This is a genomic window from Arthrobacter sp. efr-133-TYG-120 (genome assembly GCF_030209785.1).
Taxonomy (GTDB): domain Bacteria; phylum Actinomycetota; class Actinomycetes; order Actinomycetales; family Micrococcaceae; genus Arthrobacter.
The window spans coordinates 62,470-80,464 of the sequence record NZ_JARVRI010000032.1; the positions used below are offsets into that span (position 1 = coordinate 62,470).

The 17,995-nt window shown below is 64.2% G+C and carries 16 protein-coding genes, 1 tRNA gene and 1 riboswitch; of the genes, 16 read left to right on the forward strand and 1 reads right to left on the reverse strand.

The window, feature by feature from the left end; genetic code table 11:
* Window position 1: 1 nt before the first annotated feature.
* Complete coding sequence (locus QRN51_RS18100; protein WP_059389361.1) at window positions 2-457, forward strand: DUF4233 domain-containing protein; 456 nt, start codon at window positions 2-4, stop codon at window positions 455-457.
* 53 nt (window positions 458-510) lie between these two features.
* Window positions 511-930, forward strand: a complete 420-nt coding sequence (gene ndk / locus QRN51_RS18105) for a nucleoside-diphosphate kinase (protein ID WP_284991209.1) — start codon at window positions 511-513, stop codon at window positions 928-930.
* Between the two features lie 77 nt (window positions 931-1,007).
* Here the strand turns inward: ndk and QRN51_RS18110 are convergent, their stop codons facing one another.
* The gene (locus tag QRN51_RS18110) at window positions 1,008-1,691 is read right to left on the reverse strand and encodes a vitamin K epoxide reductase family protein (RefSeq protein WP_284991210.1); all 684 of its coding nucleotides are present in this window, start codon (window positions 1,689-1,691) and stop codon (window positions 1,008-1,010) included.
* A 469-nt stretch (window positions 1,692-2,160) separates the two neighbouring features.
* On the opposite strand from QRN51_RS18110, the gene QRN51_RS18115 reads away from it, so the two are divergent.
* The 14 genes from QRN51_RS18115 to QRN51_RS18180 all read left to right on the forward strand — a co-directional run.
* On the forward strand, window positions 2,161-5,304 hold the full coding sequence (locus tag QRN51_RS18115; RefSeq protein WP_284991212.1) for an Rne/Rng family ribonuclease: 3,144 nt from the start codon (window positions 2,161-2,163) through the stop codon (window positions 5,302-5,304).
* 144 nt (window positions 5,305-5,448) lie between these two features.
* A riboswitch (TPP riboswitch) is annotated at window positions 5,449-5,545 on the forward strand.
* A complete protein-coding gene (locus QRN51_RS18120; RefSeq protein WP_284991214.1) occupies window positions 5,537-7,057 on the forward strand; it encodes a bifunctional hydroxymethylpyrimidine kinase/phosphomethylpyrimidine kinase in 1,521 nt (506 codons plus the stop codon). It overlaps the preceding riboswitch by 9 nt.
* Before the next feature lie 420 nt (window positions 7,058-7,477).
* Entirely contained in the window at window positions 7,478-7,786 is a 309-nt protein-coding gene (gene rplU / locus QRN51_RS18125; protein WP_028267456.1) for a 50S ribosomal protein L21, read from the forward strand.
* Window positions 7,787-7,846: 60 nt separating this feature from the next.
* A complete protein-coding gene (gene rpmA / locus QRN51_RS18130; protein WP_003803426.1) occupies window positions 7,847-8,110 on the forward strand; it encodes a 50S ribosomal protein L27 in 264 nt (87 codons plus the stop codon).
* 145 nt (window positions 8,111-8,255) lie between these two features.
* The gene (gene obgE / locus QRN51_RS18135) at window positions 8,256-9,845 is read left to right on the forward strand and encodes a GTPase ObgE (protein ID WP_284991215.1); all 1,590 of its coding nucleotides are present in this window, start codon (window positions 8,256-8,258) and stop codon (window positions 9,843-9,845) included.
* Window positions 9,835-11,025 carry a glutamate 5-kinase gene (gene proB, locus QRN51_RS18140; protein ID WP_284991216.1) on the forward strand — a complete coding sequence of 397 codons (1,191 nt, stop codon included), beginning with the start codon at window positions 9,835-9,837 and terminating at the stop codon, window positions 11,023-11,025. Before obgE ends, proB begins: the two co-directional genes overlap by 11 nt.
* Window positions 11,022-12,392: a glutamate-5-semialdehyde dehydrogenase gene (locus QRN51_RS18145; RefSeq protein WP_284991217.1), complete on the forward strand. Its 1,371-nt coding sequence runs from the start codon at window positions 11,022-11,024 to the stop codon at window positions 12,390-12,392. The genes proB and QRN51_RS18145 overlap by 4 nt, the downstream gene beginning before the upstream one ends.
* A 79-nt stretch (window positions 12,393-12,471) precedes the next feature.
* On the forward strand, window positions 12,472-12,711 hold the full coding sequence (locus QRN51_RS18150) for a hypothetical protein (RefSeq protein WP_059389357.1): 240 nt from the start codon (window positions 12,472-12,474) through the stop codon (window positions 12,709-12,711).
* A 55-nt stretch (window positions 12,712-12,766) separates the two neighbouring features.
* The gene (gene nadD / locus QRN51_RS18155; protein ID WP_059389356.1) at window positions 12,767-13,387 is read left to right on the forward strand and encodes a nicotinate-nucleotide adenylyltransferase; all 621 of its coding nucleotides are present in this window, start codon (window positions 12,767-12,769) and stop codon (window positions 13,385-13,387) included.
* A 7-nt stretch (window positions 13,388-13,394) separates the two neighbouring features.
* A complete protein-coding gene (locus tag QRN51_RS18160) occupies window positions 13,395-14,639 on the forward strand; it encodes a hypothetical protein (RefSeq protein ID WP_284991218.1) in 1,245 nt (414 codons plus the stop codon).
* 63 nt (window positions 14,640-14,702) lie between these two features.
* Entirely contained in the window at window positions 14,703-15,101 is a 399-nt protein-coding gene (gene rsfS / locus QRN51_RS18165) for a ribosome silencing factor (protein ID WP_059389355.1), read from the forward strand.
* A gap of 143 nt (window positions 15,102-15,244) precedes the next feature.
* Window positions 15,245-15,320 (forward strand) — tRNA-Ala (locus tag QRN51_RS18170).
* A 323-nt stretch (window positions 15,321-15,643) separates the two neighbouring features.
* Window positions 15,644-16,660: a LacI family DNA-binding transcriptional regulator gene (locus QRN51_RS18175; protein ID WP_284991227.1), complete on the forward strand. Its 1,017-nt coding sequence runs from the start codon at window positions 15,644-15,646 to the stop codon at window positions 16,658-16,660.
* A gap of 622 nt (window positions 16,661-17,282) precedes the next feature.
* A partial coding sequence (locus QRN51_RS18180; RefSeq protein WP_284991220.1) for a DUF3417 domain-containing protein occupies window positions 17,283-17,995 on the forward strand: 713 nt, incomplete at its 3' end.

Below are 17,995 nucleotides of genomic sequence, written 5' to 3' on the forward strand. Positions count from 1 at the left end.
CATGGCCAAACTCACCAAAGCCCAGCGCGAATGGCGGCCCGGGATGCCCAAGAAGCGCCGCTCCACCAAGGTGATGTTCGCTTCGACCGTCCTGCTTTTGGAGGCCTTCGTCGCGTTCTTCGCCACCTTGGCAGTCTTCGGACTGAAGCGCGGAGAGGTGCAGCCGGCCCTGATCCTGACCTTCGGCATCAGCCTGAGCGTCATCCTGATCCTGGCCTGTGCCGTGCTTAGCAAGCCGTGGGGCATCGGGGTCGGCTGGGTAATGCAGCTGGTCTTGATTCTTTCCGGCTTCGTCGAGCCCACGATGTTCGTGGTGGGAGTCCTGTTCGCGGCCTGCTGGTGGTACGGCATCCGTGCCGGCATGAGAATCGACCGCGAGAACGCCCAGCGTGATCGTGAGCAAGCCGAATGGAACGCTTCGCACGGGGACTCTGGGGGCAGCGCGGGCGTCGCCTGAGCGAAACCCCGTAAACTGGCTGGGAAACCCACACATCCAACATTGGAGCAACCGTGAGCATTGAGCGCACCCTTGTACTGATCAAGCCCGACGGCGTCGCCCGTAACTTGAGCGGCAGCATCCTCGCCCGCATCGAGTCCAAGGGATACTCCTTGGTCGAATTGAAGAAGGTCAACGCAACCCGCGATCTCCTTGAGCAGCACTACGAAGAGCACCTGGGCAAGCCGTTCTACGAGCCGCTGGTCGAGTTCATGCTCAGCGGCCCGGTTGTCGCTGCCATCTTCGAGGGCCACCGCGTGATCGAAGGCTTCCGTTCCCTTGCTGGAACCACGGACCCGACGACGGCGGCGCCCGGCACCATCCGCGGTGACTTCGGCCGTGACTGGGGCCTGGCTGTGCAGCAGAACCTGGTCCACGGTTCCGATTCGGTGGATTCCGCCGAGCGCGAGATCAAGATCTGGTTCGGCGCGTAGTTTTCAGACACACCAAAAGCGGAAGGGGTCCATGTTCACGCGAACATGGGCCCCTTCCGCTTTTGACGGGTTGGTGCTTAGTAACCCGACGTACCGATGAAGACGTTGATGAAGGCAAAGAAGATACTGGCGATCACGCCAACGTAGAGCAGCGCGGAAATGATCCAACCGGATTCGCTCAGGATCTTGGCCAGGCCTGCGGGCGCTGGAATGACTCCGTGCGCCACGTTCCTGATGGTCACGAAGACGAAGAGCGGGATCATGCATGCCCACACCACCATGCAGAACGGGCACAGGATATGGATGACATACAGGGCCTGGGACCAGAGCCAGACGATGAAGATGAACCCCAGTGTGACGCCCGTCTGCAGTCCGATCCAATACCAGCGGGCGAACTTGGCCCCGGCAAAGATCGCCATGGCGGTGGTGATGATCACGGCGAAGGCGACAATCCCGATGAACATGTTGGGGAAACCGAAAACCGAACTCTGCGGTGTTTTCATGACGCTGCCACAGGACACCCACGGATTGAGGTCGCAGGCCGTTATGTGGTTGGGGTCCATGAGAACCTGCAGCTTTTCCAGCACGAGTGCGCCGGACGCAAGCCACGCGACCGCGCCGGTGGCGAGCAAGAGCCAGGCAAAGGGGCGGTCGCGGACCATGCGCGGCATGGCTGCGTCGTCGGTGTGCCTGCCGGTTCCCTCCTGCCTGAGGGAGCGGGCATCGTTATTGGCCAGGTTCGGGCTGGCGGGGCTCGGCATGGTTGGCTGTCCTTTTCTGGATGGCCCGGCGCAGGACCGGGGACTGCTCTTGGGAGGATTCTAGCCGCGGAGGCTGGAGGACGCGTCCAGCAAAGGCGGCGGCACGGAAGCTTTCAGGGCATGCTTCCTGCCGGGAGTGCGGACGTGTGAGAGAATGAACATGGCCGGAAGCCGATCCACATGCGGAATCCGGTCCGGTATCTTGTTCCCAAGACCGCCAATCATTTGCAGGGCATGCCCAGGATCCAATGATCCCCGGCAGGGCCGCAGTGACCATGGACGGCACCTGGTTGTGGCATTAGAACAACGGGTTTGGAGCGAAGCCGGCTTTCCGTGGATGCCGCACCCCCATGCTGGTGCGAACCGGAAAGACTACTACTGACTTCTGTCAACGCCTGCGGGTTTTGACAATATTGCCCCTCTGGGCACCGGATGTGGCGGTTGCGCAAGGGCAGGAGTGTTGCCACATATGGATAACGAGCAAGTTGTAGCCGCCGCCGAAGATGCGGCGTCCACCGAGACCACCGAAGCACCTAAAAAGGTCACCCGCACCCGCCGCAAGGCTGCACCGAAGACGGTCGCCGCGGATGAAGCCCCCGACGCCGGAGCTGCCGCAACCGCCGCCGAGCCTGTCGCCGAAGCGAGCGACGCGGAAACGCCCAAGGCTCCCGTCCGGCGCACCAGGGCTCGAAAGAAGGTCGAAACCACCGAGCCGCTGCCGGGTTTCGCTGAAGAAGCGTCCACGGAAGGTGGCGAGGCACCGGAGGCTGCTGCCGCCGTCGTACCTGAAATAGCACCAGAGGCCGAAGCCGCCCCCGAAAAACCGGTCCGCCGGCGTCGTACGACGAGGGCAAAGAGCGCCGAGCCCGTTGCCGAAGAAGCCCCGGTTGAAACACCGGCTGCCGACGTTGCGTCGCCCGGGGAAACCACTGTGGAGCCGCCGGCCGAGGAGCCCGCGCCCGAGGAAACCACCGGGGAGCCGGCCGTCGACGCCGAAGCCGCAAGTCCGATCGCGTCGCTGTTCCTGGAACCTGCCTCCGTCACGTCCATGATCTTCCAGGCACCTGACTTGAGCGCCGTTGTCCGTCCGGCCGTCGTCGACGAGGAACCGCGGGCCGAAGCTGAGGAAGGTTCCGAGGAGAACGAACTGGACGAAGCCGGCAGCCGCCGTCGGCGTCGCAGCCGTGGCCGTCGCGGACGCCGGGGCACCGAGCGTGATGACGCGGGAGAAGAAACCTCTGCGGAATCCGAGGACGAGGCAGAAGCCGGTACCGAGGAGGCCCTCGAAGAAGGCGTGACCTCCCGCCGTCGCCGGCGCCGTCGTCGCGGCGATCAGGACCTGGAACTGACGGGCGGCGGAGACGACGATCCCCCCAACACGGTGACCCGCGTCCGCGCTCCCCGCGCGCACGTTGAGTCCACCAGCGGCTCCGACCGAGTCACGAGCGTCAAGGGCTCCACCCGCCTTGAAGCAAAGAAGCAGCGCCGCCGCGAATCCCGCGAGACCGGCCGCCGCCGCCAGGTCATCACCGAGGCCGAATTCCTGGCCCGCCGTGAGTCCGTCGACCGCCAGATGATCGTTCGCCAGCGCGACGACAGGATCCAGATCGGTGTCCTCGAAGACGGCGTGCTCGCGGAGCACTTCGTGTCCAAGACGCAGCAGGATTCCCTCATCGGCAACGTCTACCTGGGCAAGGTCCAGAACGTGCTGCCGTCGATGGAAGCCGCGTTCGTAGACATCGGGCGCGGCCGCAACGCCGTACTGTACGCCGGTGAAGTCAACTGGGATGCCGTCACCCTGGAAGGCAAACCGCGCCGCATCGAGAACGCCCTGAAGTCAGGCGACTCCGTGCTGGTCCAGGTCACCAAGGACCCGGTGGGCCACAAGGGCGCACGCCTGACGAGCCAGATTTCACTTCCCGGCCGCTACCTTGTGTACGTACCGGGCGGGTCAATGACGGGAATTTCCCGCAAGCTGCCCGACGTCGAGCGCAACCGCCTGAAGAAAATCCTCAAGGACCGCCTCCCGGAGAACGCGGGCGTTATTGTCCGCACCGCCGCCGAGGGTGCTTCCGAGGAAGAACTGACGCACGATATCAACCGCTTGCGGGCCCAGTGGGAAGGCATCGAAAGCCAGTCCACGTCCACCAAGATCCTGGCTCCGGAACTGCTGTACGGCGAACCGGACCTCACCATCAAGGTTGTCCGTGACGTCTTCAACGAGGACTTCTCCAAGCTCATCGTCTCCGGCGATGAAGCCTGGGACACCATCGAGGCCTACGTCACGTACGTGGCGCCGGACCTGGTGGGACGCCTCGAGAAGTGGACCTCGGACCAGGACATTTTCTCGGCATGGCGCGTGGACGAACAGATCCACAAGGCCTTGGAGCGCAAGGTCTTCCTGCCCTCCGGTGGTTCGCTCGTGATCGACCGCACGGAGGCCATGACGGTTGTCGACGTCAACACCGGGAAGTTCACCGGCAGCGGCGGCAACCTCGAGGAGACCGTCACCAAGAACAACCTTGAGGCTGCCGAGGAAGTGGTCCGCCAGCTCCGCTTGCGCGACATCGGTGGAATCATCGTCATCGACTTCATCGACATGGTCCTGGAATCCAACCGCGATCTCGTGTTGCGCCGCCTGGTCGAGTGCCTCGGCCGGGACCGTACCAAGCACCAGGTCGCCGAGGTGACCTCGCTTGGATTGGTCCAGATGACCCGCAAGCGCATGGGCACCGGCCTGCTGGAGGTCTTCGGCGAGCAGTGCGAGACGTGCGCAGGGCGCGGAATCGTCACGCACGACGAGCCCGTGGAGCACCGTCGGGCCAACGTCGTGGCAGCTGAACACCACCACCCGCGCACGGAGTCACAGCCAGCCGTCCGCCCCGAGCAGCGCAAGCGTCGCCGCGGCCGCGGCACGGGGCCGGGGACCACTGAACTGCCCGTCACCCCTTCGGTGCCGGTCCACACTGTGGAATCCACCGACCCGAACCGGCAGGCAGCCACCCGCGCAGCCCTTGCCACCATCGCGGCTGCAGCCCACGCTGCCCACCTGCACGACGACGAGCTCCACCACGCGGCGGAATTGCTCGCCGACGGGCACGCAGCGGAAGTAACCCCGGTCCGGGCCCCAGCGGCCCCGGTCCAGGCTCCGGCCGCTGCTTCGAGTGGCGAGGAACGTTCGAAGCCTGTGCTGCGATTCGGCGGCGAGGAAGTTGCGTTGCCTTTCGTCCACCACGAAGAGGAGGCTGCAAGTGGCACACCTGCCATGAGCCTGGACCTATTGGCACAGGCATTCGCAGGCCTCGGAGAAGCTCCGGACACCGCCACGACGTCAACGTCAGCCAAGGAAACCCCCGCAGAGGCCCCCGCAGCCGTTGCAAGCGGTGAATCCCCGGACTCGGGTTCGCGTGGACGCCGAGGCCGACGCAACCGTAGCGCCAGCCGGGCCCAGGGTGCCGCCAACGCCACCAACGTGGAGCACCACGAGGTTGCCGCGGCTGCTTCCGGTGGGGCCGCGCACGAGGCCAAGGCGGCAGACGCCGCCCCGACGAAGCCGACGGCGGCAGCGGAACCGATCATCCTCGGCGTCGGTGTGCCGAAGTCCGAACTCTGAACGCAGTACCGTGCCTAAGCCCCGGCCGTTTCCGCTCCTGTGGAAACCGCCGGGGTTTCGGCGTTGTGGGCCAATCCGCCGACCCTGGCAGTCCGGTTGCAATGGGCGATTTCAGCGGGCGAGGCGTGATCAGGGTTAAGCTAGGGGACTGACACGGGGTGCCGCGCACCGAGCCGGCTGAGACCAGACCCGTTGAACCTGTCCGGTTAGCACCGGCGAAGGGATGTCTCGCATGACTGTTTCGGCGCAATCATCTGTCTACCCGCTCAAGGCCATCCAGCGCCCCATCCCCAGGGTCCTCAGCATCGCCGGCTCGGACCCCTCAGGTGGTGCTGGGATCCAGGCAGACCTGAAGAGCATTGCGGCCAATGGCGGCTACGGCATGGCCGTCATCACGGCGCTCACTGTACAAAACACACAGGGCGTCACTGGCGTCCATGTGCCTCCCGTGGAGTTCCTGCGCCAGCAATTGGACGCCATTAGCGACGACATCACGGTTGATGCCGTCAAGATCGGCATGCTCGGGGACGCGGCGGTCATCCACGAAGTCCGCCGCTGGCTCGGCAAGGCGCGCCCCGCCGTCGTCGTCCTGGATCCAGTGATGATCGCGACCAGTGGCGACAGGCTCCTCGCGGAGTCCGCTGAAACCGCACTGCGGGAACTGCTGCCCCTCGCAGACCTGGTGACCCCCAACCTTCCGGAATTGGCCATGCTGCTTGGCGAGCCTGTTGCCACTGATTGGGCATCGGCGTTGGAGCAAGGCAAGCGCCTGGCCGCTAGCTGCGGAAACACCGTCCTGGTGAAGGGGGGCCATCTGCAGGGAGCCGGCTGCCCCGATGCCCTGGTCAATACCGGGGGAGTCCTGAGCCAGGACGTGGTGGAATTCGCCGGCCAACGGGTGGAGACCCGCAATAGCCATGGGACGGGATGTTCCCTGTCGTCGGCGATGGCGACGGCCAAGGCGCGGCTCGGCGATTGGGAGTCTGCTTTGCGTGTCGTCAAGCCCTGGCTCCAGGAGGCGCTGACCCGGTCCGAGGTGCTGGAAGTAGGGAAGGGCAACGGGCCGATCCATCATTTCCACGCGCTCCAGCAGGCCCTTCAACCGGGGGACTTCGCCGTCCGGATGTGGGACGCCGCCCAAACGGAACTGGCAGCCATTTATGGCTTGGACTTCATCCAGCACTTGCAATCCGGTGGTCTCAGCGAAGCGCAGTTCAGCTACTACCTGTCCCAGGATGCCATCTATCTCAACGGCTATTCCAGGGTCCTGGCACGGGCAAGCGCCCTCGCTCCGAGTGAAACCGAACAGCTGTTCTGGGCCCGCGGCTCGCAGATGTGCCTTGAAGTCGAATCCGAGCTGCACCGGAATTGGCTCAGTGGACGCCAGGTGAGCGGAGAGCTGGGCCCGGTCACCAAGGCCTACGTGGACCACTTGCTGGCGGCATCGGCGTCGGGAAGCTATGCGGTGCTGGTTGCTGCCGTGTTGCCTTGCTACTGGTTGTACGCCGAGGTGGGACAGCGGCTCCACCATGGGTTTGTCGAGGCCGGAGTATCGGACGAGCACCCCTATGCGGATTGGCTGCGCACCTACGCGGACGAGGCGTTCGCGGAGGCCACCCGCAAGGCGATCGACATCACGGATGCCGCCGCGCAGGTTGCGTCGCCCGCGGAGTGCACAGCGATGATGGAGGCGTTTGCCCAATCCTGCCGCTATGAAACGGCGTTCTTCGATGCTCCAAGGTTGCACGGCTGAGCCGGTCTTCCGGGGAGGAGGCACCGGAACGCGGCTTGCCCCCGCAGGCGTTGCAGCGTGTCGGCGTGAGGATCCGAGCTTTTCGCGGCCGGCAGGGTAAGGTGGACGGGCACGGTACCGGATGGCGGCATAGCCAGTCTGTGGCAGCCATCACGTGGCAGCCTCCGGACCTGGCCTCATTTGCAGCCGAAGGCGAAACTAGCGTAATCTAGATCTTCGGTGCTTACGCCAACACTTGGGTTATGCCCCTAGAAACCGTTCATTTGGAACTGACCTTTCATTTAGAACTATTCGAGGGATGACTCATGGATTCCGTACCGGAGTCCACGGCGTTGAGGCACAGCGTGAACCAGGCCCGTTTTTGGATCGGGGTTCCGCACGCAAATTTAGTAATAAACGTCGAGAGAAGTGAGTGCCCAAGTGGTGTACGCGATTGTCCGCGCAGGCGGCCGCCAAGAAAAGGTTTCCGTTGGAGACTACGTAACCCTGAACCGCGTCCCCGGTGGAGCCGGCAGCACCCTTGAGCTGCCCGCACTGCTCCTGGTGGACGGTGACAAGGTCACCTCCGCAGCTGCGGATCTGGCCAAGGTCAAGGTTACGGCTGAGATCCTCGAAGACCTCCGTGGTCCGAAGATCGTCATCCAGAAGTTCAAGAACAAGACCGGCTACAAGAAGCGCCAGGGTCACCGTCAAGAACTGACCAAGATCAAGATCACCGGTATCAAGTAACCACTGGTTGCTGTTCAGGTTTTCAACAGATTCCCCAGAATTTAAAGGCAGGCATTTCAAATGGCACATAAAAAAGGCGCGAGCTCCACTCGCAACGGTCGTGACTCCAACGCCCAGTACCTCGGCGTAAAGCGCTTCGGTGGCCAGGTCGTTTCCGCAGGCGAGATCATCGTCCGCCAGCGCGGCACCCACTTCCACCCGGGCGCCGGTGTCGGCCGCGGTGGCGACGACACCCTGTTCGCCCTGCAGGCAGGCGCGGTTGAGTTCGGTACTCGCCGTGGCCGTCGCGTAGTGAACATCGTTGCTGCTGCAGCTGCAGAGTAATAACACGTTCTGAACGGGTGGAGCGGGCCGTATGGCCCGCTCCATCTGTCTTTTTAACCGCACTAGAATTTACTAGGGCGGGCGGCCGCGCAACAGCGGCGCAACACGCACTTCAAGCAGTAATTTCCACATAGAGGAGAAACACGTGGCGACCTTCGTAGACCGGGTAGTACTTCACGTATCCGGCGGAACAGGCGGCCACGGCTGTGTTTCTGTTAAGCGCGAGAAGTTCAAGCCCCTCGGTGGACCCGACGGCGGCAACGGCGGCAATGGCGGCGACGTCATCCTGCGCGTCGATGCCCAAACCACCACCCTGCTTGATTACCACCACGCACCGCACCGCCACGCAACCAACGGCGGCCCGGGCATGGGCGACTGGCGGGGCGGCAAGAACGGTGAAACCCTCGTCCTTCCCGTCCCGGACGGCACGGTGGTCAAGACCAAGGACGGCGTCGTCCTTGCTGACCTCGTCGGCGAAGGCACCGAGTTCGTCGCCGCCGCAGGCGGCATGGGCGGCCTTGGTAACTCTTCGTTGTCTTCGCAGAAGCGCAGGGCACCCGGTTTCGCCCTCCTCGGTATTGAAGGCGAGTCCAGCGACATCGTCCTGGAACTGAAGTCCATCGCAGACATCGCGCTGGTTGGCTTCCCCTCCGCGGGCAAGTCGAGCCTTGTCGCGGCGATGTCCGCGGCGCGGCCCAAGATCGCCGACTACCCGTTTACCACCCTGATCCCCAACCTTGGCGTGGTCCAGGCCGGTGACGTCCGGTTCACCATCGCCGACGTTCCCGGGCTGATCGAGGGCGCCAGCGAGGGCAAGGGCCTCGGCCACAACTTCCTGCGCCATGTAGAGCGTTGCGCCGCGCTGGTGCACGTGCTGGACTGCGGAACCTTGGAAGCGGACAGGGACCCGCTCACCGATCTTGCGATCATCGAGCAAGAGCTGGACAAGTACGCGGTGGACATGAGCTACGCCGGCGTTGACGGCGAAGTGGTCCCCTTGAACGAGCGCCCCAAGCTTGTGGTCCTGAACAAGGTGGACTTGCCTGACGGTCGGGATATGGCCGAGTTCGTCCGCCCAGAACTGGAACAGCGCGGCTACCGCGTCTTCGAAGTCTCTGCCACGAGCCATGAAGGCCTGCGCCAATTGAGCTTCGCCATGGGCGAGATCGTCATGGCCGCCCGCAAGGCCGTTGCGATTGCGCCTCCCAAGGTCGCAGCGCCTGTCCTGCGCCCCCGGGCCGTCAACGAGTCCGGCTTCAAGATCCGCCGCGAGGAGAAGAACCTCGAACCGCTCTTCCGCGTGCTCGGGGAAAAGCCGGTCCGCTGGGTCAAGCAGACCGATTTCACCAACGAAGAAGCCATTGGCTACCTCGCCGATCGACTGGCCAAGCTCGGCATCGAAAACGAGTTGTTCAAGATGGGTGCCGTTCCGGGCGACACCGTGGTGATCGGCGAGGAAGACGGCGTGGTGTTCGACTGGGAGCCCACCATGATGGCGGGCGCCGAACTCCTGGCGACGCCTCGAGGAACCGACATTCGCGTTGCCGACATCGGCGACCGTCCCACCCGTTCGCAGAAGCGCGACGAGCAGCTCGAGCGCCGCGAGGCCAAGGCTGCAGCACGTGCCGAGCTCGAAGCCGAGCGGAAGGCGGGCATCTGGACCGAGTCCGTCAGCGGCCGCCGTCTGCCCAAGCCCCTGAAGGAAAGCGGCCTGGAAGCCGGAAATGACGACTAGCACGGCCCGCATCGCTGAAGTCACCGAAGGCGACGACGCCGCGGAACGCCAGGCGTTGGCCGGCGCCAAGCGGATTGTGGTCAAAGTAGGTTCGTCCTCGTTGACCAGCATCAAAGGCGGCATCTCGGAGAAAGCGCTGACGGCCCTGGTCCACGCCCTGGCCGAGAAGCGCAATTCCGGGACGGAGATCATCCTGGTCTCCTCTGGTGCCATCGCGGCGGGTCTCGCACCGCTCGGGCTCGCCAAGCGTCCCAAGGACCTCGCCACGCAGCAGGCTGCGGCCAGTGTGGGCCAAGGGCTTTTGATGGCGCGCTATTCGCAGGCTTTTGCTGCGCACGGGGTCACGGTCAGCCAAGTCCTGTTGACTGCCGATGACCTGATGCGGCGCACCCAGCACAGCAACGCATACCGGGCGCTCGACCGCTTGCTGAACCTCGGCGTCGTGCCGGTCGTGAACGAAAACGACACCGTGGCAACCCACGAAATCCGCTTCGGTGACAACGACCGGCTGGCCGCCTTGGTGGCGCACCTTGTCCGGGCCGACGCGCTGGTCCTGCTGTCCGACGTCGACGCCCTGTATGACGGTCCGCCGTCGTTGGGTGCAAAGCGCATTCCGCTCGTTACCGGTCCCGCCGACCTCGTCGGCGTGACCATCGGCAAGGCGGGCAAAGCCGGCGTCGGTACCGGCGGCATGACCACCAAGGTGGAGGCGGCCTCGATCGCCGCGGGCTCCGGCATCCACGCCCTCGTCACGTCCACGGCCAATGCCGCCGCAGCGCTGGCCGGCGAGGACGTGGGCACATGGTTCGCCATCAACGGCAACCGCAAACCCGTTCGCCTGCTGTGGCTGGCCCACCTCGCTTCGGTTCGGGGCCGTTTGATGCTCGACGACGGCGCCGTCAAGGCGGTGCGCGACCGTCACACCTCGCTGCTGCCCGCCGGAATATCGTCGGTGCAGGGGGACTTCGAGCCCGGCGATCCCGTGGAGATGGTTTCCGCCGACGGCACCGTAATTGCCAGGGGACTGGTGAACTACTCCGCGGAAGAGCTTCCCCGCATGCTTGGCCGTTCAACCAAGGAGCTCGCCAAGGACCTTGGCCGTGGATATGACCGCGTAGTTGTTCATGTTGACGACCTCGTACTGGTCCAGCCGTCCCGCTCCACTAAACTTGGAGAATGACTGAGGCCCTTACCCCTGATTCTCCTGTGATAACCGACGCCCTGGCTTCCGGCAATGCCACCCGGGTGCCGGAAACTCCGGAGCTGGGAACTGCGCCGCTCACGCCCGGGCAAGTGGAGGCGGCCGTGCATTCGATCGCGGACCGCTCCCGGCAGGCAGCGCGGCACATGGCCAAGGCGAACCGTGCCTGGAAGGACCGCGCCCTGCGCGCTATCGGCGCGGCCCTCCGGGAACAGCAGGATTCAATCCTCGCCGCCAACGCGAAGGATGTTGAGTCCGGCCGCAACAACGGAACCTCCGTTGCCATGCTGGACCGCCTGACCTTGACTCCTGCCCGCATCGACGGCCTTGTGGCCGCCCTTGAAAACCTGGCGGGTCTGCCGGATCCCGTGGGCAACGTCGTCCGTGGCCAGACCCTCCCCAACGGCCTGCGCTTGCGCCAGGTCAACGTGCCCATGGGAGTAGTCGCTGCGATCTACGAGGCCCGCCCCAACGTCACGGTCGATATCGCCGGACTTGCCTTGAAGAGCGGCAATGCCGTGATCCTGCGCGGCGGATCGGCTGCCGCCCACACCAACGCAGCCCTTGTGACCATCCTCCGCGATGCGCTGGAATCCGTAGGGCTGCCGGCCGACGCCGTCCAGAGCGTGGACGAGTTCGGCCGCGAGGGCGCGAATGTCCTGATGCGTGCCCGTGGCCGCGTGGACGTGCTGATTCCCCGCGGTGGACGGGACCTGATTCAGACTGTGGTGAACAACTCGTCTGTGCCCGTCATTGAGACCGGCGAAGGCAACGTGCACATCTTCATCGATGAGTCCGCCAGCGAAGAGATGGCCGTCGACATCCTGCTCAACGCCAAGACCCAGCGCCCCAGTGTGTGCAACACCGTGGAAACCCTCCTGGTCCACTCGAAATCCACCGTGCTGCCCGCGGTCGCCGCCGCACTTCGTTCCGCCGGGGTCACCCTGCATGTCGACTCCCGGATTGAAGCGGCGCTGTCCGGCTCCGTGGACACGGTCCCCGCCGACGACGTCGATTGGGCTACGGAATACATGGACCTTGACCTCGCTGTTGCGATGGTGGACAACCTTGACGAGGCCGTCTCGCATATCCGCAAATGGTCGACCGGCCACACGGAGGCCATCCTGACGAACAATCTGGCGAACGCTGAGAAGTTCATTGCGGACATCGACTCGGCGGCGGTCATCGTGAACGCTTCCACGCGCTTCACCGATGGCGGCGAACTCGGGCTGGGCGCCGAGGTGGGAATCTCCACCCAGAAGCTGCACGCACGCGGCCCCATGGGCCTGACCGAGCTGACCACCACCAAGTGGATCGTCCAGGGTGAAGGCCAGGTCCGCGCCTAGCAACGCTGTAACATAGAACAGAAGTCCTGAACGGCGGGAGGATCCGCCGTCGAAATCCTTTGAACCGCTAGGGGAGAAAATGCAGTTTCAGCAGATCGCCATTTCAATTCTCACGCAAGGGGGCGAGAGCGGAGCCGAAGCGCCGGCACCGTTGTGGGCTGAACCTTGGGTTTTCGGTGTCTCCATGTTCTGCATCCTGCTGGTCCTGATGTTTGTGGCAGTCTCCTACACGAACCTTGGCAACCGTCACGACGCCGTCGAAGAACATTCGGATCCGCACCGCCAGCACCCGGCCAAGCACCCAGGGCTGGGTCACTAACATTTCCGCCGCGAAACCCTTCGAGGAAACGGGGCGCCGACTTCGCTTGGGCGTGATGGGTGGGACGTTCGATCCCATTCACCACGGCCACTTGGTTGCTGCCAGTGAGGTTGCTGCCAAGTTCCGCTTGGACGAGGTGGTCTTCGTGCCCACCGGACAGCCCTGGCAGAAATCGCACAAGCAAGTCAGCGAAGCCGAGCACCGGTACTTGATGACGGTCATTGCCACGGCTTCCAACCCCAATTTCACGGTGAGCCGTGTGGACGTGGACCGCCCCGGTCCCACCTTCACGATCGATACCCTGCGGGATCTGCGGACGCAACGGCCGGATGCGGACTTGTTCTTCATCACGGGCGCGGACGCCTTGGCACAGATCCTGTCCTGGAAAGATGTCGACGAGCTTTGGTCCTTGGCGCATTTTGTCGGTGTCACCAGGCCCGGTCATGTTCTTGACGGCATGGGCAGGGAAGACGTCAGTCTGTTGGAAGTGCCCGCCATGGCGATTTCGTCGACGGATTGCCGCGCCCGCGTGGGTGCAGGCAATCCGGTCTGGTACCTCGTACCTGACGGAGTAGTGCAGTACATCGCCAAATACAAGCTGTACTCGGGCAAACCCGGCATGGGGGAGCCCCTGCATGCTATGACCGGAACAGAACACCAAGCCCGTACCGAGTGAGTTTTGAATGAGCCAGGAACAGCCCCCCATCCCTAGCCGGCGCGAGCTTCGACGAGCCCGGGACGCACGCCTGGAAGAAACAGGCGCACGTCCCGCGGTAGCCGAGGCCGTTACCTCCGACGACGCCAACCACGCGTCCGGCGGCGCCTCGGCCAATCGGGTGCGCCGGGTGGCAGATGCTCCCTTGGACGCCAAACCCGCCTCGGAACGTTCCTCCCAGGCGCGTGCGCGCGACCGCGCCGCCCTCCGTGCCATCAAGGAACTCGCGGACAAGGAGCAGCAGCTTTCCCGCGGCGGTCCGCCCACGCGCCGTCAGCTGCGCCTCCAGCAATTGCAGGAAGAAGTTGCACCGGGCACCTCGGCGATCCCCGTTGTCCCGGCACCGGGCTCAGGGCCAAGGACATCCAGTGTCCCGGTCCAGGCTCCCGGCAGGCAGCAGTCCGGTCCTGATCGCCCGGGCGTTTTGCCCGGCGGCGGCGTCCGCGTCACGGCAGGACCTCCTCCCGGTGCGCCGGAAATGACCGTGGAGCAGGCCTTGATGGCCCGCGAGCTTTTGGCCGCCCAAGCGAACAACCAGTCCAACAAGCTTGAGCACATCGCTGCAATGGAATCTGCGGTGCAGAAAGTCCCCGCCGCCGAATCAGCGGTTTCCAGTTCCGACGTCGAGCCGGCGGACCCGGAGGCCCTGGCCGAACAGATCGCCCAGGCTGAACGCGAGGCCATCCTCAATAAGAGGGCCATGGCCAAGCAGAGGCTCGCCGAACAGAACAGCCGTCCTTCCGGGCCTGTCCGTGCTGAACCTTCCGTAGCTAGCAACCTGGCCATGGTGACGCCCCTGGAATTCGTGAAGGTTCCGGGACTCGATCGTCCCGTCATGAAGCCGCCCGGCACCACCTTCGTTCCCCTTGTGACCTCCCCGGCGCCGAAACTGAAGCCGGGGCAGTCGGCGTCGGGCAAGCCACGCAACCTGCGCGGCCGCGCAGGAGTGCTGGCGCGCGCAGAGGCCGCTGCGAAAGCGGCCGGTCGACGCCCGACGTCGGGCTCCGAACCCGATGGCGAAGCGCTGGCCGAGGCGGCAGAACATCCGCCCATTTCGGCAAGTTCGGCCTACGGACTTGAACCGCTCGACGCCGCGACGGCGGGACTTGGGCGCGCCCAGCGTACCCGGCTCCTGGTCCTGGGACTCGTTGGCATCGGAGCCATCGCCCTGATTACGGGCATCATCATGATCACCAGCGGACTTTCCCGCTGACCATAACGGCTTTTGCCACCAAACAGGCTTCGTCTATTCTCGAAGCCGCATACAAGGAGTCCCGTGACTGCACATGAACAATCCGTCCTCTTGGCCCGCCACGCCGCCCGCGCGGCAGCGGACAAGCTGGCCGAGGACATCATCGCCCTCGACGTCAGCGAACGTCTGGCCCTGACTGACGTCTTCCTGATAGCCTCGGCCCCGACCGAGCGCCAGGTCAACGCCATCGTCGACGGTATCGAGGAAGAGCTGCTCAAGCAGGATCTCCGCCCGGTCCGCCGCGAAGGACGTTCCGAAGGCCGCTGGGTCCTCTTGGACTACGCAGACATCGTGGTGCACGTCCAGCACTCCGAGGACAGGGTCTTCTACGCCCTGGAACGCCTCTGGAAAGACTGCCCCGTAGTGGACCTGGAACTCGGTGACGACGCCTCCGCGAAGGCTCCCGCCGTCGAGGAATCCTAGGCTTTAAGGCACAGACCAACTGAATATGCCCGATTTGGAATTTTCGGAAATGCTGTTCTAAGATATTTGAGTTGCTTCGGAGGAATCCGAAAACTGGACGGGGTTTTCCGGCCAGTTCACGGTTCGTGAAGTAGCGAAAATATGGGGCTGTGGCGCAGCTGGTAGCGCACCTGCATGGCATGCAGGGGGTCAGGGGTTCGAGTCCCCTCAGCTCCACCATGGAGGCCTTGCTTGGAACGTGGGTTTTATGTTCCGGGCAGGGCCTCAGATTTTTTGGAAATTGAAAGAGCCGCCCCGCCGGGGGTGGCTCTTTCGTTTCTCCGGCATTTTCAGCGGTGTCTTGGGTTGTAGGCAAGAACGCGTAAATCCCGGCACCCTCGCTTAGCCGCCGCGTGTATGCAACAGTGGGCTCAGCATGCCTCCACCACTTTCCCAACCGATTACGGTTTACTATGAGGCATTACCGTCTGGAGGCTCGCGGTCTTTCGCGGGCCCATCGCAAAGCAGCCACCGACAATACAGGGGGATAGTCCTTGGTAACTATGGCCGATGTTGCGCGGGTAGCAGGCGTTTCCAGGAGCACTGTGTCCTATGCCCTCAGTGGTGTCCGGCCGATTGCTCCCGAAACGCGGGAGCGCATCCTGAAGGCCATGTCCGATCTTGGCTATACGCCGAACCTGCTCGCCCAGGGCTTGGCCGGCAAACGGACCGGCATCGTCTCCTTGATTTTTCCGGTCGGGGAGCAAGGCATGAACACCACGGAATTCGAATACGTCCAAGGTGCCGCCGAGCAGGCGCGTGCTGACGGATACCATCTCCTTCTGTGGCCAATGGACCCCGACGACCTGGGCGAGATGCAGCGGATCGTGGCCCAGGGCCTCGTAGATGGAATCCTCCTAATGGAAGTCAGGTCATTCGACGAACGGATTCCTGTCCTGCTGGAAACCGGTGTTCCCTTCGTCACGATCGGACGGCCCACGGATGCTGATGGCCTGACATTCGTGGACGCAGATTTCGAAGCAATGGGGGAGCTGGCAGTGTCGCATCTCGTCAGCCTGGGGCACACGGAGATCGGCCTTGTGACGCATTCGCGTGAGTCCCTGGACAGCGGATACGGCCCGATGGTCCGATCCTGGGATGCCGTTGCAGCTGCTGCGTCGAGGCACGGGATCAGCGCTCGGCTGTATCCGGCCACGAGCTCACTTGCCGGCGGTCGCGAGGTGTTTGGACAGATCCTGGAAGAATCTCCGGAAACAACCGGGCTCGTGATGATCAACGAAGCGGCGACTGCAGGCCTTCTGGGTGCGGCGGCGGCCCACGGTTGGCGAGTGCCCGAGTCTCTCTCCATTGTCGCGATCAACACCAGTGCCGGCTCCGCGGAGCGCTTCATGCCCGCCCTGACGACGGCGTCCGCCGAACCGAGCGTCATGGGTCGTGAAGCAGCACAATTCCTTACCCGACGCCTCAGGAGCGACGGGCCGGATGCCGTGCAGTGGCTCGCGGAACCGGTGTTGACGTTGCGCGGAAGCACCGCCGTGGCACGCGCCGTGCAGCCGTAGAATCGCCCCGCCGTCCGGGTGCAGTCCGCCAATTCGAGGCATTCATTACGCGCTCCTATCGAACGTGATTGTGACATTTGACACACCGTCGCGCTGCCAACTACTGTCGAGCCATCGACCCGCGTCGACAAGGCGCGTCGACGAACGGCGATGAGATTCCTCCTGATACAACATGGCGGATGGTCACCGATCAGAGTTCCCGGAGACTAAGGAAGTAAGTCGTGCTTGGAATCATTCGGTACCAATCAGCCGAATTGACGATGCGGTCGATGTCGCGCAAACCTGAGCGGGAATTCGCCGGCTTCCGCGGCGGATCCACGAGTAGCCGCGTCCCCTTGTTCCCGGCTCGTGAAGCCCCCGGAATAGCGCGTGGACGGAACCTGGAGACCGCTGCCTGCTTCTGAGTTCCGGGACCGGGCGCAGGAGGGGCCAATGATGCCCGTCCACAGCATGTAAGCGCTTGCCCTGTGCCGGTTGTGCCCGCAGAGGCCTACCCACCCCGGCGCCGCGGTGGTCCCACCCTTAGCCAACATCTCCCCAATCATCACAACAACCTCTTGGAGGTAACCCGCATGGAAACGTCGACAAAACCTGCCCAGTCCGCGTTCGAAGGTGGCCGGAAGTGAAAGCGATTCGACGGTTCACGGTACGAACGGTTCTGCCGGAAGCAATCGCCCCGCTCGCACGATTGGCGAAGAACCTGCGCTGGTCCTGGCATTTGCCGACACGCGAACTGTTCTCCGCGCTGAACGCCGAAGCCTGGGAGCAAAGCAATCATGACCCCATGACCTTCCTCGGCCTGGTCAGCCGCGAGGAACTGCAGGAGCTCGCAGCGGATGGCGCCGTCGTCGAGCGTGTTCAGCAGGCGGCTTCGGATCTGGACCGGTACCTGGGTGAGCCGCGCTGGTACCAGGGCCTGGGTCCGGATGCTCCGGCGTGCATCGCGTATTTCTCGCCTGAGTTCGGCATCACGGAGGTTCTTCCGCAGTATTCGGGCGGCTTGGGGATCCTGGCGGGTGACCACCTGAAGGCAGCCTCGGATTTGGGCGTGCCGTTGATCGGCGTCGGGCTGCTGTACCAGGCGGGCTACTTCAAGCAGTCCCTGTCCCGGGACGCCTGGCAGCAGGAGACCTACCCGGTCCTTGACCCCGACGGCCTGCCCCTGACGCTGCTCCGTGAGGAAGACGGTTCGCCGGCCCTGGTCACGCTTCCCCTGCCGGGCGACCGGACGCTGCGCGCGCACATTTGGCGGGCCGACGTCGGGCGCGTGCCGCTGCTGCTGCTCGATTCGAACGTTCCGGCCAATGACGACGCCGCGCGCGGGATCACGGACCG